The organism is Nibribacter ruber (assembly GCF_009913235.1).
GTDB classification, from domain to species: Bacteria; Bacteroidota; Bacteroidia; order Cytophagales; family Hymenobacteraceae; genus Nibribacter; species Nibribacter ruber.
The window spans coordinates 4210953-4233356 of sequence record NZ_CP047897.1; the positions used below are offsets into that span (position 1 = coordinate 4210953).

Genomic DNA, 22404 nt, shown 5'->3' on the forward strand with positions numbered 1-22404 from the left:
AAAACTGCCTTTCTGCCTCCCTTTGACATCAATCACCCCCTAAACTGACCTCCGTCATCTTTTTGGCGCCGCCTTCTGGAGAACTTTGTAACATCTCAAAAAGGAAAGGTTAGCGCCATTGCTACTTTTTTATTGCTCAGTGCAAAGCCTGCCTCCAGAGAGAAAACAACACAGGCAGCGTCATGAACATTATCTACTTACTTATCTGCATCAGCTTGGTAATGGCCATCATCTTCCTGAGTGCCTTCTTGAAGGCAGTCAGAAGCGGCCAGTTTGAGGACGACTACACGCCCTCTGTCAGAATTCTGTTTGACAATGAACTGACGCATACCCCTGCACAAAACAACACTAAACCACTTACTATTTCTACTAAACCGATGGAGGACACCGCACATGTTAGCTGAGGTTCTAAAAACACCCGGGCAGGCGCTCAAGAACAGCGTCAAAACCGTGGAAACATTCTACTATGACAACAAGATTGTCAGAGACTTTGCCTACGCCACCATTTTCTGGGGTGTGGCGGGCATGCTCATTGGGGTGATCATTGCGTTCCAGCTGGCGCGCCCCGAAATGAACATGGGCACCGAGTACACCACCTTCGGGCGGGTACGGCCTTTGCACACCAACGCCGTGATTTTCGCGTTTGTGGGCAACGGTATCTTCATGGGCGTCTACTACTCGTTGCAGCGCCTTTGTAAGGCCCGCATGTACTCAGATGTGTTGAGTAAAATCCACTTCTGGGCCTGGCAGCTCATCATTGTCTCTGCCGTAATCACGCTTCCATTGGGTTACACTACTTCTAAAGAGTACGCCGAGTTGGAATGGCCGATTGACATTGCCATTACCCTCATCTGGGTGGTATTTGGTTGGAACATGTTCGGGACCATCATCAAACGCCGCGAGCGCCACATGTACGTGGGGATCTGGTTCTACATTGCCACCTTCTTAACCGTTGCGGTGCTGCACATTGTCAACTCCTATGAGATACCGGTAACGTTCATGAAGTCGTATTCTGGCTACGCCGGGGTGCAAGATGCGCTGGTGCAGTGGTGGTATGGCCACAACGCAGTTGCGTTCTTCCTGACCACGCCTTATTTGGGGATGATGTACTACTTCCTTCCTAAGGCCGCTAACCGTCCGGTATACTCTTATAGATTATCTATCATCCACTTCTGGTCCTTGATTTTCATCTACATCTGGGCCGGTCCTCACCACTTGTTGTACACCGCCTTGCCAGACTGGGCTCAGTCTCTGGGAGTTGTGTTCTCTGTGATGCTGATTGCCCCAAGCTGGGGAGGTATGATCAACGGTCTCTTGACGCTAAGAGGCGCCTGGGACAAAGTACGCGAAGAACCAGTGTTGAAGTTCATGGTAGTGGCCATCACTGCCTACGGTATGGCCACCTTTGAAGGACCGCTGTTGTCTCTGAAAAACGTGAACGCCATTGCCCACTTTACAGACTGGATAGTTGCCCACGTGCACGTAGGCGCTCTGGGCTGGAACGGCTTCCTGACCTTCGGGATCATCTACTGGTTGATGCCGCGCATCTTCAGAACCGAGCTGTATTCTAAGAAACTGGCCAACTGGCACTTCTGGTTAGGCACGCTGGGTATCTTGTTCTACGCCATCCCTATGTACTGGGCAGGTTTCACCCAAGGCTTAATGTGGAAACAGTTTAGCCAGGACGGTCTTCTGCAGTACCCTAACTTCTTAGAAACCGTGTTGCAGATTGTACCTATGTACTACCTGCGCGGTGTTGGCGGATTGCTGTACCTGAGCGGTGTATTCATCATGATCTACAATGTGGTGAAAACTGTGAAAAGCGGTAACCTGCTGGCCAACGAAGAAGCGCAAGCTGCTCCTTTAATGCCTGCCGCCGTGATCTCCACGCCAGGTGAGCACAAAGGCCACTGGCACAGAGTGATTGAGCGTCGTCCGGTGCAAATGGCAGTGTGGGCTACCGTAGCCATCTTGATTGGTGGTATTGTGGAAATGGTGCCAACCTTCCTGGTAGAGTCTAACGTGCCTACCATTGACACCGTCAAGCCTTACACCTCGCTTGAATTGCAAGGACGTGACGTGTACATCAAAGAAGGCTGTGTGAACTGCCATACGCAAATGGTACGGCCGTTCCGCTCAGAGACTGAGCGCTACGGAGAGTACTCTAAGGCTGGTGAGTTTGTCTATGACCGTCCATTCCTGTGGGGCTCTAAGCGTACCGGTCCAGACTTGCACAGAGTGGGCGGTAAGTACCCAGACTCCTGGCACTACCACCACATGATGGACCCTACCTCTATGTCGCCGGGTTCTATCATGCCAGTCTATCCTTGGTTGATTGAAAAAGACCTGGATATCTCTACCACCAAAGCCAAGATTGAGGCCATGCAGAAAATGGGCGTGCCTTATGAGCCTGGCTACGCCGACAAGGCCAACGAGGACCTCATGAAACAAGCCCGCGCCATTAGTGCTGGTTTGAAAAAGGAGAACATTGAGGTGAAACCAGAGAAAGAGATCATTGCCCTCATTGCCTACCTGCAACGCCTGGGTACTGACATTAAAGTACAAGAGCAAAAATAGATACTAGATGTTAGACGCTAGATAGTAGATGTACACTAAGGATTCTTTTAAAAAGAATAGTCTAACATCTAGTATCTAGCCTCTAGCATCCCAAAAAACAGAGCCATGTATAAGAACATACTTCAATCCATAGCCGGCATAGAGATTTACCCCATCATTTCCTTCGTTATCTTCTTCGCCTTTTTCATAGGGTTGCTGGGATACGTGCTGGTGGTGAGCAGAGAGCACATACGCGCCATGAAGGCCATGCCCCTGCAGAATGAAAACGGATTCAACACATTAGAAACAGAACTACGGTCATGAAACGCCTCACCAAAAGCTTCTGGCTGGCCGCTTTAGTAAGCGCCCATACCTTGTGGCAGCCTGCCCAGGCGCAGGACGCCGTAAAAGGGAAAGCCGTCTTTGACACCAACTGCGCCGTGTGCCACAGCGTGACCGAACAAGTGGTAGGCCCCGCTCTCAAAGACGTGCACAAACGCCGCGATGAGAAATGGATCACCAGCTTTGTCAAGAACTCCACCAAAATGGTTGCCTCTGGAGACAAGCAGGCGGTGGAAGTGTTTGAGAAGTTCGGGAAAGTGCCCATGACTACCTTTGAAGGCACTCTTTCTGACGGTGACATCAAAGACGTGATTGCCTTTGTAAAAGCAGAGAGCGAAGCCCCGGCTGTAGCTGAGACACCCAAGACAGAGATCACTACCGGCGGAGACCCTGCCAAAGAAACTACTGCCACGCCGGCCAGCTTCAGCTTGAAAGACATGCCCGCCACTACCATTGTGTTGCTTTCTCTGGTGGGCTTCCTGCTCTTTATTGTGATGGCCGTTTTGATTGTCACTTTCTTCCAGGCCCTGCCCATCCTGAGCCAGTTATATGACAGACCAGGCATGCGCAATACCAGCATGGCCCGCATCATTGCGCTCCTGCGCGGGGACACTTCTACGCTCACTGGTCAGCACAAAGACGTGCTCATGGCAGACCACACCTATGACGGCATCTTTGAGTTTGACAATGACCTGCCGCCTTGGTGGAAGTACATGTTCTATGCCACTATTGTCTTTGGCGTAGGCTACCTGTTGCACTACCACGTGTTCAACAGCGGTCAGCTGCAGGACGCAGAATACCAGGCAGAGATCCAGCAGGCCTCTCTCCTGAACCCTAAGAGCAGCGAAGGCAATGCCAACGAAGTAACCCACTTCACCGCCTTGAAGGAGGCGCCTAAGTTGGAGGCCGGTAAAGCCGCTTTCATCCAGAACTGCGCCGCCTGCCACGGGCCAGAAGGGCAGGGAACCGTTGGTCCTAACCTAACAGATGAGTTCTGGTTGCACGGCGGTGACGTAAACGACATCTACAAAACCATCAAATACGGGGTAACCAGCAAAGGCATGGTGGCCTGGCAGAAAAAGCTGTCTGATGACCAAATCCTGGAAGTGGCCAGCTACATCTTGAGCATCCAGGGTTCTAAACCCGCCAACGGCAAAGCCCCGCAAGGTGATAAGTACGAGCCTAAGAAATAAGGTTTTTGTTAGTTTGTTTTTCCCCAAAAAGCCCTTTCTGCCAATAGAAAGGGCTTTTTCTTTGTAGAGATAATTGTTGCCCGTTTTTAGCTTCTTTTCCAGAAAACAGGCCAAAAACGACATCACCTAATCCTTCCTGCCTCTATTAGTTAGTAGCAGGAAGCCCCAACCCATGCAGTAGCGTCGCGGCACCCATACGAGGTGGCCCTTCGCAGCGATGGCCGGTTCAATTTGCCAAAGTCCTTCTCTGCCACAGAAATGCACTCTTTAATACCGGCTTCCTCAAAAGATGAGCAAAGTCATTATCTGCAGTGACCATTGCAATGGGCCAGGGGAGAGGGTTCTGGTAATTTTACATCAGTTTCAAAGCGGGGGAAACACTCTTGCTTCTGATTCTGAAAAGCTCGCTGCCGGGCGCACAACCGGTATGAGACCAATGAGTACTATTCTAAAAGATCCTGAAGCCTTCCGGGATACCATTTCTACGGTAGACAAAGACGGAAAACGGGTATGGGTGTACCCCAAAAAGCCCAGCGGAAAACTTTACCAGTACCGCAAATATGTGAGCTACATGCTCTTGACCATGCTTTTCACCGGACCCTTCTGGAAAGTGAACGGGTTGCCGGTGCTCATGCTCAATTTCCCGGCGCGCAAGTTCATCTTGTTCGGGCAGATTTTCTGGCCGCAGGATTTCTTCATTCTGCTGCTGGGGTTCATGGCCCTGGTGGTCTTCATCATCCTGTTCACGGTGGTGTACGGGCGCGTTTTCTGCGGCTGGATTTGTCCGCAGACCATCTTTATGGAGATGGTGTTTCGGCGCATTGAGTACTGGATTGAAGGAGACGCTCCTCAACAGAAAGCACTGGACCGGGCACCGTTATCCTTTGAGAAACTCTGGAAGAAGACTGCCAAGCATACCCTTTTTATAGGAGTATCGTTTGTAATTGCCCATACGTTCTTGGCCTACATTATTGGGGTGGAAGACCTTTGGCAGATTGTCACAGACTCGCCGGCCAACCATATAGGTGACCTTGTTTCACTTGTTATGTTTACCGGGGTGTTTTACTTCATCTTTGCCAGGTTCAGAGAGCAGGTGTGTACCATCGTTTGTCCGTACGGCAGGCTGCAAGGCGTCATGCAAGACAAGCAGACCATCACGGTGGCCTATGACTACCAGCGCGGCGAGCCCAGAGGCAAACTGCGTAAGAACCAGGAGCGCACCGAAGGCGACTGCATTGACTGCCACCAGTGCGTGCAAGTGTGCCCGACGGGCATTGACATCCGGAACGGTGCCCAGCAGATGGAATGCATTAACTGCACCGCCTGTATTGATGTCTGCAACAACATCATGGACCTGATCAACAAGCCCCACGGCCTCATCAGGATGACGTCTGAGGAAAGCATTGAGCAGAAGAAGCCCTGGAAGGTTACGCCCCGCGTGAAGCTGTACACCACGGTGCTGGTGCTGTTGATGACCGCCTTCGGGACGCTGTTGGCTACCAGAAGCAATGTAGACGCCACCATCCTGCGCACGCCGGGCATGCTGTACCAGCAAACCGACAAAGGCACCGTAACCAACCTCTACAACATCACGCTCATCAATAAGACAGATTCCCAACTTCCCATCACCTTAAAGCTGATCTCGCCTAAAGGAACGATCAAGGTGGTGCAGACAGAGCTGGTGCTGCCGCGCCAAGGTTTGGTGGAAGGCGTGTTTTTCGCTGAAATCCCAAAAAACAGCCTAGAATCGGCGAGTTCAGAAATTAAGATTGGCGTGTACAGCGGTGAGCAACTCATCACCACCGAGACTACCAAGTTTCTGGGACCCGGTAAGTAATGTGCTTATTTCTTGATGCGAAAATTTGGAGATGTGGAGATGTGAAAATGTCTCTGGGTCATTCGTCAAAGTAGAGAAGCAAATCAGAAATAGAAGTACTTAAAAGATGTCTTATGTCTTGTGTCTGACATCTTGCGTCTTCTAAAACATCTAACGTCTTATAAAAATGTCAACTCATATAAATACCGCCCCAGCCAGTAAGAAGTCTTTTTTGCCTTACATCATCATTGCGGCGTTTTTACTATTCATCGGGTACATTGGCATGTTGGTGTATGGCACCATGCAGTCTGATGTAGACCTGGTAAGCAAAGATTACTACGCCAAAGAACTGGCCTATAACCAGCGCATGCAGCAGTTGAGCCACGCCCAGAACCTGGACCAGCCCATTCAAATCATAGCCGCGCAGGCCGCTGGACAGTTGGTGGTGCAGTTTCCGGCAGAATTGCAGAAGGCCACGGGCTCTGTGCTGTTTTTCAGGCCGTCTAACGTGCAGCTTGATTTTGAAGTGCCTCTGAAACTGAACGCCGACGGCTTGCAGCATTTCTCAACAGACTCTCTGCAGAAAGGCCTCTGGCGCGTGCAGGTGCTGGGTAAAGTAGGCGACAAAGAATATTTTCAGCAACAAGACATAACGCTCTAGTACCATGTGGTGGGCAGGGTTAGTCATAGGCTTTATCAGTAGCTTTCATTGCGTGGGGATGTGCGGTCCTATCGCGATGGCGCTACCAGTTGGCAGGGGATCCGGCGCTTCCTTTCTGGGAGGCCGGCTCCTGTACAACGTAGGCCGAATGACCACTTACATATTATTGGGTGGCGTGGCGGGTGCCATTGGCCAGACGTTGAACCTGGCCGGCTGGCAGCAGTCGCTCTCCATTGCCTCTGGCGTCATGATGCTGTTGCTGGTGGCCTTGCCGGCTACTGTATCTGGTAAACTGAGCCGTTGGCTGGGCACTGAGAAATGGTGGCAAGCGCTAAGGAAGGCCATGGCCAAACACTTCGGGAACGGTTCACCAAGGGCCTTGTACCAGATTGGTGTTTTGAACGGGCTATTGCCGTGCGGCATGGTGTATTTTGCCCTGGCCGGGGCCGTGAGTGCGCCCGGCGTAGGAGGGGCCATGTTGTACATGGCCATGTTTGGTCTGGGTACCCTGCCTTTGATGTGGCTGGTGTCCCTGTCTGGTAAATTGTTACAACCCAAGGTGCGGTACTACATGCGCAACGCCGTGCCTTACGTGGCCGGTTGCCTGGCCGTGCTGTTCATTTTAAGAGGCCTGAATTTGGGCGTGCCGTATGTGAGCCCTCAGCTGCCAAGTACTACGCAAGAGGCGGCCGTGTGCCATGTCCCATAAAAATACATAGACCAACCAGACCTATCCAACTAACAGACTATGAGTACTCCCAGAATCCTGCTTCCGTTTAACTTCACAGATGCCTGCGTGACCGCCCTGCGGTACGCCTACCAGTTTGCCGCACACCTAAACGCAGACATCACCTTGTTGCACTGCACCGGCGACCTGCAACTAACGCCTACCTTTGAAAGCCGGTTGCTGTTGCGCCTCAGAAGTTTTTCTCAACGTCACGCCAGCGCCTTCAGCAAGGGACTTGGCACAGAACCATTCATTGATTGCGTGATTAAAAGCGGTCATCTCAGAGAACAGTTGGCCCAAGCGGTGGAAGAGTTCCAGATAGACATGCTGGTGTCGCCGGCGGGTTATCTTTTGGCGGGCCTGGCGCAGGAAGAAGTGGTGGCCTTGCCAGACCTGGTAGCGCGCCCCATCTTGCTCATACCGCCCAAAGCCCAATTTACGCCGCTGCGGGAGATTGTCTTCACCCTGGACGTGACAGACACAGACCCATTGGTACTAGAGAGAGTGCAGAAACTGTCCCGTACGTTCAACGCACACCTTACCTTGTTGCACTTACACAGCCAGTTGGACGGCGTAAGCTTCTGCCAGGTGCAGAAAGCTGCCACCGCTCTTCAAAGCCAGCTGGAGTATTCTAACAAAGCCATCATCTGCCAGGAAGAAGATGATTTGGTAGAAGGCTTGAATAGCCTGGCTGGCAGCATGACGCCAGATTTATTTGTGCTGGCCACCCAAGACACGCATTTGCTGCAAGAGTATTTCTCCGGCGAATTTAAGAAGACCAACCCTTGCCATCTGCACACGCCGCTGCTCAACCTGTACCAAGCCAGAAGAACCGCTTGTTCAGCCAGTTGCCGCCACTGCAACCAGACCGTTTCAAACGCAGAAGCCACTGAGCAAAATGCGGTAATCAGCTAAAAAGATTGAGGCATCGTTTTTGGGCAGTTTCCCAGAAAATAAGCCAAAAACGGAAGGTGCCGGCAGAAGAGATTCTGCCGGCACCTTCCGTTTTCAAGGGAGCATCTCCGAGGAGAAGTTTTTAGCTGCGAGATTTGCCTTTCAGGGCATCGGCGTCATAGGCCATTTTCATGTAATGCAGCACTTCTTCATTGAGGTCTTCCTTGTCATAGATGCGCACGTAGTGGTTGATGTCCTGGTCGCCCACGTGGCCAATCTTATGGAAGCAGAGCGTGTTGTCATATACTTTGTTAAGAGGCAGGCAAACATCTATAAAGTTTCTGCCCAGCTGGTGCACAGAACAGAAGCGTGTGTTTTTGGCCAGGGAAATCATGGTCTTGGCCGGATGTACCCTGAACTCACCAATGGTGCGGTACTGCTCCAGAAAATGGCGATACAAACCCACGGTCACTTCAGACTTGCCCCGCAGGAAATCCTCTTCGGTTTTGTCCAGGCAGGAGTGGGTTTGGTTGGTTCTCAGGAACTCTTGGGCGCAGGTGGGGCAGGTCCACATAAAAGAAAGATAGGCGTTTTTGGCTTGTTTTCTGGAAAATAGGCCAAAAACGGAAATTCCGCAAACAGACGTCTGCTGAATTTCTGAAGGCTTTGGGTTGACTGAATTAATTGACGAAACACAAGACCCGGTTCCACCTGATTCTATCTGTGAAACTGGCCGTAGAGTCAGTAGACATTCCTATCAACACGGGCTTGCCCACCACGTATTCTTCGGGCACAAACCCCCAGTACCTGGAGTCATGCGAGTTATGCCGATTGTCTCCCATCATGAAATAATAGTCCTGCTGAAAGGTGTAGTGGGTCATTAGTTTCCCGTTCTGGTACAGCAGACCGTTGTTCAAGGCCACGTTTTCATTACGTTCGTACACGCGTATGATCTTCTCATACAGCGGCACCGTTTCTGCGGTAAGCGCCACCGTGGTTCCTTTTTTGGGAATGTACAGCGGCCCATAATGGTCCTGGTTCCAGGCATAGGTGGCCGGGGCAAATGGAAATACCCGCTCCTCGGCCTGTCCGGCCGGCATCTTTACTGGCGTCACGGTGGCAACGAAGTCAAATTCCTGTAATAGCCGGGCTTTTTCTGCCGAGGTAAACATGAGATATCCGCCCTCCGTCTGGTACAAGTCGGTGATGCCCTGCTTCTGGAAGAATTTTTCCTGCACATACTCCTTGGTCTGCACAAAGTAGCTGAACTGGAGGCCCGCCGGATTCTCTGCCTGTTTGCCATTGATGTACACCTGCCCGTCTTTTATCTGGAAAGAATCACCGGCCACGGCCACGCAGCGCTTCACCAAAAAGGTCTTCAGATCCAGGGGACGTTCAACTTCCTCTGGGTGGTTGAAAACGACGGCGTCATTGCGCTTCACCTGGGAGAGGCCGGGTAACCGCCAAGAAGGAAGCTGCACCAAGTCTGAGTAGGAGGAAAGTTTGGTGCCCCAGATGGTCTGGTGAGTCAAAGGAACCTGCAACGGGGTAATGGGCGTACGGGAACCGTAGTGGAGCTTGCTTACAAACAGGTAATCGCCGGTCATGAGGGAGCTTTCCATGGAGGAGGTGGGCACGGCGAAGGCTTCAAAGGTGAGCCACCTGATGACCATGGCGCAGAGAATGGCAAACTTGAGCGCATCTCCCCACTCGCGGAGGGCAGATTTCTTAACGGCTGGCGCAGAGCGCTGCTGTTTATTTCTTTGAAAAGGTAACCGCATAGTTTCAAGGAAGTTAGGCGAAGGAGAGAAATATAGACTTAAACTATATTCAGCCCTTGCATATTGTGTTCTTCCCTGAAAAAACTAGAGATGGAGATGCGCGGCTTTCTCTTCTTTTATTCCATGACGTACCTGCCTTCTGGGGTTGCCAGCAAAGAAGGAACCGTTTTGGACTGTTCAAACGCCTGGTACCCCGCCTCCAGATTTTTCCAGAAGGCCAGGAGTTGAGGCGCCTGGGTGTAGGCTGATTTTAACTGGGTATACGCTGGCGTGTTAAACCTCACCGGAAAGAAATGCACGGGAATCTGAGTCTGGCCTTGTTCAAAGGCTTCTACTGCCAGCACATACAGCACCTTGATTTTATCATCAGTGATGGACACGCAGCCCACCGTCTGGCAGTCGCCGTGCAGGAAGATGTCGCCGCCCAGTTTACCGGTGGGATTGCGGGCCTTGTCTGCAGCGTTGGGGTAGTTGACACCCAAAGACAGGTAGAAATTACTCTTGGGGTTAAAGCGGTCAATGAAATAGAAGCCTTCGGGTATCTGGCCGTCTCCCTCCCTGCGCTTGGGACCCACCGTGCCAGACATGGCGCAGAACGGATACGTAAGCAGCAACTGGAATGGCGTGTCTTCCTTTTTCTTCGCCCAAATCTCCAGCGTTTGCTCCTGCTTGAACACCCTTAGGTAGAGCTCCAGATTGGTCATGGCCAGCCCCTTGTTCTTTAGAAACTTGTCTAAATCTGCGTACTTCTGGGCATAAGCGGTGCGCACCCGCTCATACTGCATTTGCTGTTGCTTGAACCGGTCGGGCGCTAGCAACAGCACCAGGCTGAACGCCAGAAGGAGATTTTTCATGAAACCGTAGACCTGTCAATTGGAGAAAAGGAGGGAAGGGCAAAGATGCGGAAATCTCCTGAACCGGCAATGGCCTGAGCATGAGGCCGGTGTGCATTTCTGCTTTGGCCTTGAACGGGCAATCTGCAAGAATGGTCGTTTTTGGCTTATTTTCTGGAAAAGAGGCTAAAAACGGAAAACCACAGCGCTGGGGCTGTGGATTCACGGTTATCTTTTGTCTTTGAAAGGCCTTCGGTCATCAGGTTGGTTTCTGTCTCTGGACTGCTCTCGGTCCCTTGAATCTTCCCGGTCCCGGCCGCCATCCCGGTCTCTGGAGGTAGAAGTACTTGGCCGCTGAGCCTTTTCTGATGACAGGCCTTTCTTTGGTTCCATGGGGCCGCGCATGTGAATGACCAACCCGTTCAGGAAGTTGCGCAGGAGTTGGTCGCCGCAGGGTTGGTAGTTAGGGTGGTCTTCTTTTCTGAAGATGGCGCCCAGTTCGCTTTTAGACACGTTGAAGTCTACCAGCTTAAGAATGTCAATGATCTGGTCGTCGCGCAGTTGCAAGGCCACGCGCAGTTTTTTGAGGATATCGTTGTTGGTCATGGAAACGCTTGGTTTGACTGTGCCTATTCTACGAAGTTGAGGCGGCACGGTATTCAAAACCCTAAATTACTGTTTCTTTTTGGAGTTTGAACGGCGGGTTTTCCCCGTAGCCGGCGCTTTGGGATCGGTGACCTGGATTTCTCCGGCTTTTTCCTTGTCTTCGTTCACTATGCCTTTCTTTTCCTGGCCGGGCTTGAACTCCATCTTCCCGAACTTATAATTAAAGCTCAGCCGCACCACGCGGTTGTAGTTGTTCTGCCAGCTGTTGCTGTGGTAGCGGTTCAGGAGGTCTTGCACATAGGTCTCGGTGTACACAGAGTTACGCGTAGTGAGGTTACCGCCAATAAAGTTTTCAATGTTTAGGCTAAGGCCCGCCTTCTTGTCCCAGAACTCTTTGCGCAGGCCCAGGCTGTAGCTGTAGGAGGCGGTGCTTCGGCTTTGCAAATCAAATTTTCTGGAGTTGAACGAGCCAGACACCTGCACGCTGTACGTCTCCAGGAAGCGGTAAGAAGCGTTTGAATTGAGCGAGTACATCCAGCCCGCAGAGGTTTTTTGCAGGGCATTGCTCTGAAGGCTGGTGTAGTACAGATTGCCGTTCACGCCCACCTGGCCCTTCTGCTTGAACCGCGTGGTGGTGGACAGGCTCAGGCCGTAGACCGCATTTCTACCAATGTTGCGCTGCGTGGTGTTCCTTCTGATGATTTGCTCGCCGTTACGGGTCACCAGTTCCTCAAACTGAAAAGCGCCTATGTCATTGTTGGTCTGCCGCCAGTAAACAGAGGCGTTCACGGTGGTGGTTTTGATGGGATGCGTGTAGTTCACCTCTGTGTTGTGGGTGAGTTCTGCGTCCAGGTCTGGGTTGCCGTACCGGATGTTGTACACGTTGGTGGAGTCAATGTAGGGGTTCAGGAGCTGGATCTGGGGCCGATGGATGCGGGTGGAATAGCTGAGGCGCAGCCGTTTGCCCTGCTCAAAAGTCCGGGACAAGGTGACATTGGGCATCAGGTTTTTGAACGTCTTCTCAATGGAGTTCTGGGTGGAGATGAAGTCACCGGCCACGTGGGTGTATTCATACCGGGCCCCCAGCCGCATCACGTATTTGCTTTGGACCCTGAGCGTGTAGGAAAAGTAGGTGGAATACACGTTCTGGTCATACTGGAAGATGTTGGAACGGCGCGGATTGGGGTCCAAAGGACCTTCTGCGGTGCTGGCAGAAAACAACTGGTGGTTGCTCTCAGACTGGCGCAGAATGGCTTTGGTGCCCACTTCCAACTTCCCCCATTTCTCAAACGGATGGGTGTAGTCGGCCTGCACGGTGGCTTCTTTGTTGGCTACCAGATTGTCGGCTTCTTCGCGGTAATTGACGGTAGTGGCTTCTTCTAGCTGCGTAAGGTGGTTTTGGCTGTTATTGCGGTTAGTGCTGTACAGCCCCAGAACTTCCAGTTCCTGGCCCTTCTTCTGAAACCGCCGGGTATAGTCCAGGTTGGCCTCCAGGCTCTGATTCCGGCCCTCTGTTAGAATGTCACGCTGAAACTGGCGCTGAAACTGGGTGGTATAGTTGTTCTCCTCTGAGGTAAGCACGCGCTCATTGTCAGAAAAAGATTTGTTCAGGCGCAGGTTGGCGCTCAGGTTGTTCTTGTCATTGAAATCATGGTCGCCGCCCAGTTGCAGGAAGCCGCTCTGGTCCTGGTTATCAAATCGGCTGGCCTGCTCAATCTCCCGGTTTTCTGTGTAGAGATCACCGGAGGTAGAAAGCTTGTCCCTAAGATAGAGTTGCTCTGTCTCAGAGTCGCCGTGTCGGTTGTTCAGGTTGCCGCCAGCGCTGGCGCGGATGCCGGTTTTGCCTTTTCTGCCGTTCAGGCTGGCGTTGAGGTTGCTGGTTCTGTTACCTACTGAGGCATTGACCGCACCCGTCATGCCCTGCATAAGAGTGCTTTTGGTAACGATGTTGATGACCCCGGCGCTGCCTTCGGCGTCATGCTTGGCAGATGGGTTGGTGATCACTTCCACGCTCTTGATCATGTCTGCCGGAATCTGCTGCAGGGCTTCGGCCAGGTTGGCCGCCATCATGGAAGAGGGCTTGTTGTTGATGAGGACTTTAATCTTGCTACTGCCCCGCATCTCCACATTCCCGTCTATGTCCACGGACAGCATGGGCACTTTCTTGAGCACGTCTGCGGCGGTACCGCCAATGTTGGTGATATCTTTTTCGGCGTTATAGACCAGCCCGTCATCCGTGTCCTGGATTAAGTCCTTCTCCGCTGATACCACCACTTCTTTCATGGTCTGGTCTGCCGCAGAAAGTGAAAGAGTGCCTACGTCCAGTGCGGTTGCTTCTGCTGAAACGGTGAACGCATGAGTAAGCGGCGCATACCCAAGATAGGTGACCACCAACTGGTAACTGCCCGCCGCCACCTTAGGAAAAGTGAATTTGCCCCGGGCATCGGCGGAAGTCCCGGACAGCACCTTGCCACTGGGGGTCTGCAAGGCGATGGTGGCAAACTCTACCGGCTGCTGGGTTCCCTTGTCTACCACCGTGCCCGTAAGTAGAACCACTTGTGCCTGCTGCCAGCCATGAGGGCGCGCCAGAACCTCAGCCTTCACCGATGTGTTTGCCAAAAGAAGGCTATAAAAGCAACTGAGCAAGCTCCAGAAGAAGAAGTGTTTCACGCAGAAGGAATGAAAATACCGGATTAGGGGACTATTGTTTCGGGCAGGCAATCTAAACGATTTCTGTTTGATTTACCTGGCCGCAAAAGCTTCCTTTGGACACCTAATTGGGGCGTAGGTTTAAAAGGTGAACCAGGTATATTTTGTGAAGGTGCTTCGTCGTCTTGCCTGGCATGGATTTGAACTCACGCTCAGAGTTTCTTTTTAACAAGCGCCTCTTTTTGCCTACTTTTAATTTTCTAAACAGCACTAACTTTATGACACAATACCTGGTAACCGGCACAGATTATACCTCAGAAGGCGCGTTAGACAACCGTATGGCCGTGCGTCCTCAGCATTTAGAGATGGCCAAGAAGCTGAAGGCGAGCGGCAACTTTATCATGGGCGGTGCTTTCTTAGATGAGCAAGGCGTGATGAGAGGCTCTTCATTGGTGCTTCAGTTTGAGACCAAGGAAGAATTGCAAAAATGGATGGACGAGGAGCCGTACATTCTCCAGAAGGTTTGGGAAACCGTGGATGTGAAGACCTATAAAATCGCGCAGATTTAAATTGCTTCTTTTGCTTGACTTCAGTCGTTTTTGGCCTGTTTTCTAGAAAACAGGCCAAAAACGATTCCTTGCATAAGGAACTTCAGTACCTACCTATTCATTAAAATCATCACAATAACCATCACCGCCAAGATGATGTGCGGGATGAAGGTAACGCCGCCGCGTTGGCTCAATTTGGCCAGGGCGGTTTCTTCATCTGGAGAAGTGGCGATGGCTTTTTCTACCTCACGGTGGGCTTGCCGGATGTAGGCGAAATTGGCCAGGCCGCCCGTCACCAGTCCCCAGAAAATCATGGCTACCCGTTCTACCGCGACAATGTAGTTCTCTGGGATGAGCCCTTGTTTGATTAAAACGCCTTCCAGCAAAGTCTGGGAAAGCACGGCCAAAATCAGGAACAGGGCAAAACGGTTCATCTTGCGGTAGAGCAGCCAAGGCAAACCCAGAAAGAAGGCGTAGAAGTTAAACGTGAACTTATGACCGGCCTGATATTGCTCCAGCTTGTCATAGTAATAGTCGTGGCTCTGCCCAAAATAGGTGCGGTAGTAAATCTCTTTGTCTTCTGCCAACATGCTAACGGAATTCTGAACGCGTAAAAGGGCTGGGCCTGTAAAATATTAACTCACCAGGGAGGGTATAAAGGTAGTGAGAAAGCATCGGTTTCTTCTGCGTTCAGGCTCAGGAGTTGGCGTCTTATGGGATTCCAGGTCAAGTCTAACTAACCAGGTGCAGCAAGTCTTGCCGGGAAAAGGTGCTCAATACCGAACTATCCGTTTTCACCAGGTTGCCGGCCAGTTCTTTTTTAGAGGCCTGCAGAGTCATGATTTTTTCCTCAATGGTGTCTGGGCAGATGAGGCGCACGGCCACCACGTTCTGGTGCTGGCCAATGCGGTGCGCTCGGTCAATGGCCTGGTTCTCCACGGCAGGGTTCCACCAAGGATCTACTAGGTACACGTAATCTGCGGAAGTAAGATTAAGCCCGGTGCCACCCGCTTTCAAACTGATCAGAAATACGCGTACGTCAGGCTTGGTCTGGAAGCTTTCTACTTTCTGGCCGCGTTGGGTAGTCTGCCCCGTGAGGTATTCATAGGCTATGCCGCGTTTTTCCAGCTCTGGCCTGATCAGGTCCAGCATGGACACGAACTGAGAGAAGACCAGTATTTTATGGTAAGGCGCCTTGTTCTCAATCTGCTCCAGCAGGGCTTCCATCTTGGCGGAAGACTCTCCATAAGAAGCCTCGTCTGGCAGCAGGGCGGGGGAGTTGCAGATCTGGCGCAGTTTGGTCAGCCCCTTGAGCACATGCATTCGGCTCTTGGGCAAGTCGTCTTCCTGCTGCGCCAGCAGAAAATCCCGGACGTCCTTGGCGTGACTTTCATAAATCTGCCGCTGCTCCAAGCCCATCTCACAGTAAATGACCATCTCGGTTTTCTCGGGCAGCTCGGCGGCTACCTGTTCTTTGGTACGGCGCAACAGAAACGGCTGTATCTTCTTCTGCAGTTCGGCGGCGCGCTTGGTCTCCTTGAACTTGTCAATGGGCGTGGCATAATGATCCCTGAAATAGCGCTTGTCGCCCAGCAGGCCGGGACAGGCGAAGGACAGCTGCCCATACAAATCTATGGTGTTGTTTTCTACGGGCGTGCCCGTGAGGACGATGCGGTTGCGGGCCTTCAGGAGGCGGGCTGCCTTGTACCGCTGGGACTCTGGGTTCTTGATGGCCTGCGACTCGTCCAGGAAGATATAATGGAAAGTGATTTCTTTGAGCGCCTTGATTTCAGACAGCAACGTGCCATACGAGGTGAGGACTATGTCTACCAAATCAAATTCTTTGCGGCCGCGCACAGCCCCGTAGAACGTGTGTACTTTGAGACTTGGGGCAAACCGCGCCAGTTCCTGTTGCCAGTTGAACAGCAGTGACGTGGGTACCACCACCAGGTGAGGGCCAGCCGCTCTCTTCTCTTTGAGCACCAGCAGAAAGGCGATGACCTGCACGGTCTTTCCCAGGCCCATGTCATCGGCTAGGCAGCCGCCAAAATTGAGGTCGTCTAGCTGGTGGAGCCAGTTGAGGCCTTGTTGCTGGTACGGACGCAGGGTGGCTTGCAGCGTTGCGGGGGCCGGTATCTGAGGCAATTTGGCCGTGGGCTGCATTTTCTTCTGCAGCGTGGCCAGTTCCTTTTTAATCTCGTTGGGCAGCACTTCGTCTTCATACAGCTCGGCTACGTGCGCGAAGTGTATTTTAGGCGTACGCAGCTGCTCTTCCACCACATCTGCCCACCTGAAATAGCGGGCCAGCCGGTCCATCCATTCCTGGGGGAGAATACCCAGGGTGCCGTCATCCAGTTGCACGTATCTGGTTTTGTTCTTGACGGCCTTGGCCACTTGCTTTAAAGAGGCTTTCTGCTTGCCGTACAACAGGTCAATGTGGGTGTCAAACCAGTCCAGGCCGCTCTCCATGGAAATAGAAAGCGTCCCTTTGAAAGGGCTGAACTTCTGGCTTTTAAGTTGGTCAAACCCCAGAATGGTAATGCCCTGCGCACGCCAGGCGTCAAAGGCTTCCAGAAACCAATCCTGGTCCAGAAACTGGTCTTTGTGCAAATAGAAACTGGTCTGGCTAATCTGGTTTTCCAGGTCTGGGTGCTCCTCCAGGATGGCACGCGTAAGCGCCAGTTCTGCGGCTTCTTCTCGGTTGAGGGTAAAAGCTCTGCCCTGAGCGTCTGTAGCGTATATCTGTTTCCTGGACAAAACGGGCACTTCATTGGCCCCGTATTTCATGGCGGGTGTGAGGAGGACGTAAGGCGTTGACTCAGAGAGATAGAGGAGCTTCTGTGCCGGCTGGTCAAAGCCTTGTTCTTTCACCTGTTGGGCAGTGGCTGGCCGCAAAAAAGAATACGTGATATTAATCTGGTCTTCCAGCGGTGCCAGCACCTGCGTCCTGAACTCTTCAAACTTGGAGCTGTGCAGAACCAGTTGGTGGTGGTGTTTTTTGAAAAACTCAATGACCCGCAGCATTTCTTCGCGCTCTACCAGATAGAGGGTGTTTTTGAGGTGCAGGAAGTAGTTAAATTGAACGTCCAGGTCAGAAAAGGCGTAGGCCTGGCCTTCTAGCTGCAAATGCCCGCTCACCTCATAAAAGTCATTCTGCAAATGAACGGTCAACTGCACGTCTACGGGCAGGGCCTTCACCTGTACCGGAGAAAGCGCACTGGCCGTTACATTCACTGATTTCTCTGGATTGTGCCAGTAAAATTCCAGTCGCAGCGGGTTTTTGAGCAGCGCTTGCAGAGCGGCCAGGTCGGCGGGGGTTCTGGTGGTATTGTAATTGCCCTGAAACTTAGAAATGCCGCTGTAGAACTTAAGCTCCTCTGGGTCCTGAGTCTGCCACAGAAAGTCAAACGGGGCCAGCGCCTTAAGCGGATTCTTGATCTTGCCTTCTCGGGTGAGCGGGGCTTCCATCAGGTCCAGGTGCAGGTTGTTGTAAAACCGGTGCTTGCCTATCACCACAATGGGTTTGACACCATCTACGGCCAGTGGGGCGGCCGGCAACCGAGGCCCGGAAGGGGAGAGTTCTTCGGCAATGAAGGCACTGGTGAACGTATGAATGGGGAACAGTTCTTTGCGGCGCGGTTCAATATGCAGGTTTTTGTTGCTGTACTCCAACTCAAAGAAGGTGTCCAAATCGGGTTCATGTTCAAGCCCATACGGCGCGGCGGCTTTCTGCATTTTCTGTCTCCGCAACGTTGGGTCAAAGAACACCCGCACTTCCTCGCGGTACAAGACGCACTGCAATACTTGCACCTGGTGAGTACACATTTTGTTTTTTGGTGCGGCACAGGCACAGTCTAGCCGCAAAGAGCCGCCCAACTGCCGCACCACCACTGGCTGAAACACAATGCTGCTAAACGGATTCACAAAAGACCCGAAGTCTACCTGAATGGACAAGGGATGGATGTCTGCATACCCCCGGGCCTCTGGCAGAAGCCTTTCTGCGCAATGTGCCTCCAGCCAGTCAAACGTGATGGCTCCCAGGTCTACGTGGTCAATCACAAATTCTGTGGCAGAAGGAGAACCAAGTAGGTTGTGGGCCTGTGGGGCGGGGGAAGTGGTCATGCAAACGGTACTACAGGAAAATTAAGCGTTCTGCGGCAAGGCCGCCAGGTTGAGTTCTTCGGCGTGCGCCTGCAAGGTCTCTATGATAAAGGTGATGTGCTCGGTTAGATCTACGTTCAATAACTCAGCTCCTAGGCGTACCTCGTTGCGGTCCACTGAGGCGGCAAAGCTGGCCTGCTTCAATTTCTTGAGCACCGATTTGGCTTCCAACCCTTCCAGCCGCTGGGGTCTAACCTGGGCGCAGGCCACCACAAAGCCGGTTACCTCGTCGCAGGCCAGCAGCGCCTTGTCCAGCAGGGTATTATACGGCACACCCCAATGGCTGTAATGCGCCGAGATGGCGTGCGCCATTTCTTCTTCAGACTGTTCTCTTAACAATTGAACGATGACGTTTGGATGCTGGTGAGGGTGCGCCTCATAATCCGCGTCATGCAGCAAACCGGTGTTTCCCCACAGTTCAGGATCCTGGTTTAGTTTCTGAGCGTAAGCACGCATGACCAGTTCCACGGTGCGGGCATGACGCAACAGGCTCTCGCCTTTGGTATAGCTATGTAAAATCTGGAGCGCTTCTTCTCTTTGCATACCTTCTTCTTAATGAATAATGACGAATGGCCAGTGAATAATATTCTGGGAGGAATGAACAATGAAAATACTAATTATTTGGTCACTGCTCTAAAATTTATCATTTCCTCACATACTTTTTACTGGCTTCTCAACACTCAATCACAACTGCTCACTCTTATATTCATCATTAGGCACTCATCATTATTCATTATTAATGATGGTGGTGATGGTCGTCTTCGGGGTTGTGTCTGAGGTTTTGGATGGAGCCGAAAATGAACAACACAGCCCAGCACAGATAGAGGTAATTGAAGGAGGAGATTTCTTTGCCCAGAAAATGAAGCAGCACGTGGGCCAGCAAAGACATGATGATTCCCGTAAGGGCAATGAATTGAAAGGAATTCATTGCTTTGGGATTGAAAATTTTAGACCATTCCATAGGCTGCTTTTTGAGAAGGTGAGGCAAGTAGCAAGATTCTGTATACGTGTTTCTACCTTGTGGAGAGATGCGGTGCTACCGGGCTGCAAAGGTAGACAAATAGCGACAATTCCTGAGGTAGGTAAACTTAGAAGGCCTCTGAGTTTGAAGGCGCTTTTAATGGAAACGTCGTTTTTGGCTTGTTTTCCGGAAAACAAGCCAAAAACGACGTTCAAAGGCGAAAGTGCTTGGTTAACGGGCGCTGGCTAGGGCTTGGCCAGGATTGGTAAACTCGCGGCGATTCTCTCTAAACCGTTTGTACTGCACGTACTGCTGCGCGTTCAATATCCCGAAGATGCGTTCATGGTACTGTTGCTCTAGTTGGCTTCTCTGCAGGTCTTCCTGGCGTTGGGATAATTGAGAGGCTTGCTGTTGCAGGGCGGCTAGTTTCTGGAATCGCTCTCTGTTGAACTTAGAAAGCTTCACAACTTCTGCTTCGTTCAAGCGCAGGGCGTTGGCCATTTCTTTGGTCAGTTTGTCAGCGGCTTTGTGGGCAGTCGTAGGCATTTGCTGGCTATAGCTAACACCGGTGAAAAGAAACATGACTAGAAGAAATGAATAGAAGACGGATGTTTTCATGGAGCGGAAAAAAGGATTGAGCCGTTCGCCAGCTATTGAAAGTAAGGCGATTTTATATACGGCAGATTCTATATAACGGTTGGTGAATGTTGATGTATTCGCTTGATAAATAATAGGTTGCAGCGCTGGTGCAGTAAGGCCAAATGTTGGGAGAGTTGTAAAAGGCCCAAAAAAAAGCCCTGTCTGTGGAGGCAGGGCTTTTAAAAATTTGCTGGCGCTTATTTTTTGGGGGACGACTTTAGCTCCTGCACAATGGCCAAAAAATTCGCTTCGGGCTTTTGTTTGAACTCAGCGTAAGCAGTAATCTGGCGGGTGTTGAGCATGTTGAATAGTTTTACCTCAAACTCGTCCTCAATTTCACGAAGACGCACGTCCCGTTGTTCGGTATCATCGGCGTAAAGCTTATCTGCTTCGGTGGCTTTGGCCAAACGTTCCTGATTTAACGTTTTCAGCTTGATGTACTCATCTTCGTTCAAGCCCATGGTCTGCATCATAGACCTGGTCAGGTTGCTAGAAGCTTGGTCTAAGGCTGGGTTGGAAGGAGATTTTTGAGCGGCGGCAGAAACTACCAAGGCAAAAAAGAAAAATACGGAGAGAGTAAAGTTTTTCATATTCTTATAATTCTTTGTAAACAATGAGGATGTATGCGTTGGGGGTTGGGATTGATTATTCTTGGAATCTATCACTTTTGATATATGGTGTTTAACGGTTATTTAAATCCATGGTTGTGGGCATTGTGCTCTTAGATAGCATTTATGGGATTTTTATAATTATCTTCTTCATAATGTTCAAGAATTCCTGCTGGCGGGGATTTGTAAATATTCAAGTTTCCTAGTATTTAGTTTTTCAAATACTACGGAACTTGAATATTGGAAGTAGCATCTCAGCACTTGACCGAATCTGCCTGTAGTGATTGTTTTAATATCTTTTACAGATTCTAACGGAAACAGCCTTAAAGCAGAAGCGCCGTTTTTGGCTTGTTTTCTAGAAAACAAGCCAAAAACGGCGCTTCATTCCTGGTCAGGAGCGTGCGTATTACTTTACCATAGCCACTGCGGACAAATCACCTTGTTCTTGTTCAGCAGTTTTATCCCTACAATGAGCTCATGGCTGCCGGCAGTGGCAGTGCTCAATTCAGAGGTGGTCAGGTCATAGGAGTAGCCAATGTCCAGGAGGTGATTTACGTTCATGCCTGCCAGGGCTGCCACGGCATCGTTATGTCGGTAAGAAACTCCCGCCCAAATGCGACTCATATAAGTAGTCTTCAAGTTGAAATCCACTGAAACCGGACTTGGCTGTGCGTACTTTACCATGATGGATGGCTCCAGAGACAGGTCATAGCGAATCTTTAGCCGGTACCCCGAGGTCAGGAAGAAGTGGGGCTGTAGTTCTTGTTGGGCTCCTTGCAAACCCTCTGAGTTGGCCGCTTTCTTAGACACCAGCTGCGCGGCAGAGGCACCCACGTAAAAGAAGTCTGAGTAAATCCAGGTGCCCAGGCCCAGGTCAAACTTGGTTCTGGCCATCTGCCCCGGCTGCAGGGTAGGATCATTGCTGTGGTTGAGCCTAAGGGCGTTTCCGTCCAGCCTGGTCTGTTGCACTCCCCCAGAAATCCCCACTGACATATTCACCCGTCTGGTGAGGGGGTGGTGGTAGGCGTAAGTGGCAGTCAGGTTGCTGGTGCTCAACGGACCCGTTTTGTCTGATTGCGCCATGGCCCCAAACCCGTGGTGCGGTCTTGATTTGTGGTACTTGGTGGTTCTATTATTACCTGCCGCCATTCGGGGAATGAAGCCTTTGGGCGCTGCCACTGAAGACTGACGGTCACTGGTACCCAAAGAGGTGTGCCCACTTATATAATAGGTAACCGGAGCCCCTTCAATGCCCACCCATTGGCGGCGCGTACCCATTCTAATGTCTGTGTAGCTTTCAATGCCAGAAAGGGCGGGGTTCAACAGGTAATTGTTGAACAGGTATTGGCTGTACTGCGGTTTCTGCTGGGCAAAGCCGGGCGCGGCCACCAGTAGCAGGAAAAACAAAGGTGCAAGCTTTTTCATGTGG

General features: G+C 51.4%; 21 protein-coding genes. 9 read left to right on the forward strand and 12 right to left on the reverse strand.

What is annotated here, in order from left to right; translation table 11 throughout:
• Nucleotides 1–182: 182 nt before the first annotated feature.
• The 8 genes from ccoS to GU926_RS17835 all read left to right on the forward strand — a co-directional run bounded on the left by ccoS (nucleotide 183) and on the right by GU926_RS17835 (nucleotide 8210).
• Nucleotides 183–404 carry a cbb3-type cytochrome oxidase assembly protein CcoS gene (ccoS, locus tag GU926_RS17800; RefSeq protein ID WP_160694288.1) on the forward strand — a complete coding sequence of 74 codons (222 nt, stop codon included), beginning with the start codon at nucleotides 183–185 and terminating at the stop codon, nucleotides 402–404.
• The gene (gene ccoN, locus GU926_RS17805; RefSeq protein ID WP_160694290.1) at nucleotides 394–2577 is read left to right on the forward strand and encodes a cytochrome-c oxidase, cbb3-type subunit I; all 2184 of its coding nucleotides are present in this window, start codon (nucleotides 394–396) and stop codon (nucleotides 2575–2577) included. Before ccoS ends, ccoN begins: the two co-directional genes overlap by 11 nt.
• A gap of 105 nt (nucleotides 2578–2682) precedes the next feature.
• Nucleotides 2683–2880: a hypothetical protein gene (locus GU926_RS17810; protein ID WP_160694292.1), complete on the forward strand. Its 198-nt coding sequence runs from the start codon at nucleotides 2683–2685 to the stop codon at nucleotides 2878–2880.
• On the forward strand, nucleotides 2877–4091 hold the full coding sequence (locus GU926_RS17815; RefSeq protein ID WP_160694294.1) for a c-type cytochrome: 1215 nt from the start codon (nucleotides 2877–2879) through the stop codon (nucleotides 4089–4091). The genes GU926_RS17810 and GU926_RS17815 overlap by 4 nt, the downstream gene beginning before the upstream one ends.
• Before the next feature lie 436 nt (nucleotides 4092–4527).
• The gene (ccoG, locus tag GU926_RS17820) at nucleotides 4528–5928 is read left to right on the forward strand and encodes a cytochrome c oxidase accessory protein CcoG (protein WP_160694296.1); all 1401 of its coding nucleotides are present in this window, start codon (nucleotides 4528–4530) and stop codon (nucleotides 5926–5928) included.
• 166 nt (nucleotides 5929–6094) lie between these two features.
• Nucleotides 6095–6568, forward strand: coding sequence for a FixH family protein (locus GU926_RS17825; RefSeq protein WP_160694298.1), 474 nt, complete (start codon nucleotides 6095–6097; stop codon nucleotides 6566–6568).
• 4 nt (nucleotides 6569–6572) lie between these two features.
• The gene (locus tag GU926_RS17830; protein WP_160694300.1) at nucleotides 6573–7277 is read left to right on the forward strand and encodes a sulfite exporter TauE/SafE family protein; all 705 of its coding nucleotides are present in this window, start codon (nucleotides 6573–6575) and stop codon (nucleotides 7275–7277) included.
• 39 nt (nucleotides 7278–7316) lie between these two features.
• The gene (locus tag GU926_RS17835; RefSeq protein ID WP_160694302.1) at nucleotides 7317–8210 is read left to right on the forward strand and encodes a universal stress protein; all 894 of its coding nucleotides are present in this window, start codon (nucleotides 7317–7319) and stop codon (nucleotides 8208–8210) included.
• 121 nt (nucleotides 8211–8331) lie between these two features.
• On the opposite strand, the gene GU926_RS17840 is transcribed toward GU926_RS17835, so the two are convergent.
• From GU926_RS17840 to GU926_RS17860, 5 genes are all read right to left on the reverse strand, one after another.
• Nucleotides 8332–8763 (reverse strand): DUF5655 domain-containing protein, encoded by a 432-nt coding sequence (locus tag GU926_RS17840; protein ID WP_160694304.1) that lies wholly within the window; start codon nucleotides 8761–8763, stop codon nucleotides 8332–8334.
• A gap of 106 nt (nucleotides 8764–8869) precedes the next feature.
• Complete coding sequence (gene lepB / locus GU926_RS17845) at nucleotides 8870–9970, reverse strand: signal peptidase I (RefSeq protein WP_160694306.1); 1101 nt, start codon at nucleotides 9968–9970, stop codon at nucleotides 8870–8872.
• Between the two features lie 116 nt (nucleotides 9971–10086).
• Entirely contained in the window at nucleotides 10087–10824 is a 738-nt protein-coding gene (locus GU926_RS17850; RefSeq protein WP_160694308.1) for a L,D-transpeptidase family protein, read from the reverse strand.
• A 207-nt stretch (nucleotides 10825–11031) separates the two neighbouring features.
• A complete protein-coding gene (locus tag GU926_RS17855) occupies nucleotides 11032–11409 on the reverse strand; it encodes a DUF1456 family protein (RefSeq protein ID WP_160694309.1) in 378 nt (125 codons plus the stop codon).
• Between the two features lie 66 nt (nucleotides 11410–11475).
• Nucleotides 11476–14028 carry a TonB-dependent receptor domain-containing protein gene (locus GU926_RS17860; RefSeq protein ID WP_160694311.1) on the reverse strand — a complete coding sequence of 851 codons (2553 nt, stop codon included), beginning with the start codon at nucleotides 14026–14028 and terminating at the stop codon, nucleotides 11476–11478.
• A gap of 308 nt (nucleotides 14029–14336) precedes the next feature.
• Here GU926_RS17860 and GU926_RS17865 point away from each other — a divergent pair, with 308 nt between their 5' ends.
• Entirely contained in the window at nucleotides 14337–14627 is a 291-nt protein-coding gene (locus tag GU926_RS17865) for a YciI family protein (RefSeq protein ID WP_160694313.1), read from the forward strand.
• Nucleotides 14628–14716: 89 nt separating this feature from the next.
• Here the strand turns inward: GU926_RS17865 and GU926_RS17870 are convergent, their stop codons facing one another.
• The 7 genes from GU926_RS17870 to GU926_RS17900 all read right to left on the reverse strand — a co-directional run bounded on the left by GU926_RS17870 (nucleotide 14717) and on the right by GU926_RS17900 (nucleotide 22400).
• Nucleotides 14717–15196 (reverse strand): DUF2628 domain-containing protein, encoded by a 480-nt coding sequence (locus GU926_RS17870; RefSeq protein ID WP_160694315.1) that lies wholly within the window; start codon nucleotides 15194–15196, stop codon nucleotides 14717–14719.
• A 142-nt stretch (nucleotides 15197–15338) separates the two neighbouring features.
• A complete protein-coding gene (locus tag GU926_RS17875; RefSeq protein ID WP_160694317.1) occupies nucleotides 15339–18728 on the reverse strand; it encodes a DEAD/DEAH box helicase in 3390 nt (1129 codons plus the stop codon).
• A gap of 21 nt (nucleotides 18729–18749) precedes the next feature.
• Entirely contained in the window at nucleotides 18750–19310 is a 561-nt protein-coding gene (locus GU926_RS17880; RefSeq protein ID WP_160694319.1) for an HD domain-containing protein, read from the reverse strand.
• A 193-nt stretch (nucleotides 19311–19503) separates the two neighbouring features.
• On the reverse strand, nucleotides 19504–19695 hold the full coding sequence (locus GU926_RS17885; RefSeq protein WP_232058380.1) for a hypothetical protein: 192 nt from the start codon (nucleotides 19693–19695) through the stop codon (nucleotides 19504–19506).
• A gap of 264 nt (nucleotides 19696–19959) precedes the next feature.
• Nucleotides 19960–20274 (reverse strand): hypothetical protein, encoded by a 315-nt coding sequence (locus GU926_RS17890; protein WP_160694324.1) that lies wholly within the window; start codon nucleotides 20272–20274, stop codon nucleotides 19960–19962.
• 290 nt (nucleotides 20275–20564) lie between these two features.
• On the reverse strand, nucleotides 20565–20957 hold the full coding sequence (locus tag GU926_RS17895) for a hypothetical protein (RefSeq protein WP_160694326.1): 393 nt from the start codon (nucleotides 20955–20957) through the stop codon (nucleotides 20565–20567).
• Between the two features lie 429 nt (nucleotides 20958–21386).
• Nucleotides 21387–22400 carry a PorP/SprF family type IX secretion system membrane protein gene (locus GU926_RS17900; RefSeq protein WP_160694328.1) on the reverse strand — a complete coding sequence of 338 codons (1014 nt, stop codon included), beginning with the start codon at nucleotides 22398–22400 and terminating at the stop codon, nucleotides 21387–21389.
• Between the last annotated feature and the right edge of the window lie 4 nt (nucleotides 22401–22404).

Coding starts and splice junctions, on each gene's coding strand:
- ccoS (WP_160694288.1), top strand. CDS start 183: ATGAACATTATCTACTTACTTATCTGCATCAGCTTGGTAATGGCCATC.
- ccoN (WP_160694290.1), top strand. CDS start 394: ATGTTAGCTGAGGTTCTAAAAACACCCGGGCAGGCGCTCAAGAACAGC.
- GU926_RS17810 (WP_160694292.1), top strand. CDS start 2,683: ATGTATAAGAACATACTTCAATCCATAGCCGGCATAGAGATTTACCCC.
- GU926_RS17815 (WP_160694294.1), top strand. CDS start 2,877: ATGAAACGCCTCACCAAAAGCTTCTGGCTGGCCGCTTTAGTAAGCGCC.
- ccoG (WP_160694296.1), top strand. CDS start 4,528: ATGAGTACTATTCTAAAAGATCCTGAAGCCTTCCGGGATACCATTTCT.
- GU926_RS17825 (WP_160694298.1), top strand. CDS start 6,095: ATGTCAACTCATATAAATACCGCCCCAGCCAGTAAGAAGTCTTTTTTG.
- GU926_RS17830 (WP_160694300.1), top strand. CDS start 6,573: ATGTGGTGGGCAGGGTTAGTCATAGGCTTTATCAGTAGCTTTCATTGC.
- GU926_RS17835 (WP_160694302.1), top strand. CDS start 7,317: ATGAGTACTCCCAGAATCCTGCTTCCGTTTAACTTCACAGATGCCTGC.
- GU926_RS17840 (WP_160694304.1), bottom strand. CDS start 8,763: ATGTGGACCTGCCCCACCTGCGCCCAAGAGTTCCTGAGAACCAACCAA.
- lepB (WP_160694306.1), bottom strand. CDS start 9,970: ATGCGGTTACCTTTTCAAAGAAATAAACAGCAGCGCTCTGCGCCAGCC.
- GU926_RS17850 (WP_160694308.1), bottom strand. CDS start 10,824: ATGAAAAATCTCCTTCTGGCGTTCAGCCTGGTGCTGTTGCTAGCGCCC.
- GU926_RS17855 (WP_160694309.1), bottom strand. CDS start 11,409: ATGACCAACAACGATATCCTCAAAAAACTGCGCGTGGCCTTGCAACTG.
- GU926_RS17865 (WP_160694313.1), top strand. CDS start 14,337: ATGACACAATACCTGGTAACCGGCACAGATTATACCTCAGAAGGCGCG.
- GU926_RS17870 (WP_160694315.1), bottom strand. CDS start 15,196: ATGTTGGCAGAAGACAAAGAGATTTACTACCGCACCTATTTTGGGCAG.
- GU926_RS17875 (WP_160694317.1), bottom strand. CDS start 18,728: ATGACCACTTCCCCCGCCCCACAGGCCCACAACCTACTTGGTTCTCCT.
- GU926_RS17880 (WP_160694319.1), bottom strand. CDS start 19,310: ATGCAAAGAGAAGAAGCGCTCCAGATTTTACATAGCTATACCAAAGGC.
- GU926_RS17885 (WP_232058380.1), bottom strand. CDS start 19,695: ATGAATTCCTTTCAATTCATTGCCCTTACGGGAATCATCATGTCTTTG.
- GU926_RS17890 (WP_160694324.1), bottom strand. CDS start 20,274: ATGCCTACGACTGCCCACAAAGCCGCTGACAAACTGACCAAAGAAATG.
- GU926_RS17895 (WP_160694326.1), bottom strand. CDS start 20,957: ATGAAAAACTTTACTCTCTCCGTATTTTTCTTTTTTGCCTTGGTAGTT.
- GU926_RS17900 (WP_160694328.1), bottom strand. CDS start 22,400: ATGAAAAAGCTTGCACCTTTGTTTTTCCTGCTACTGGTGGCCGCGCCC.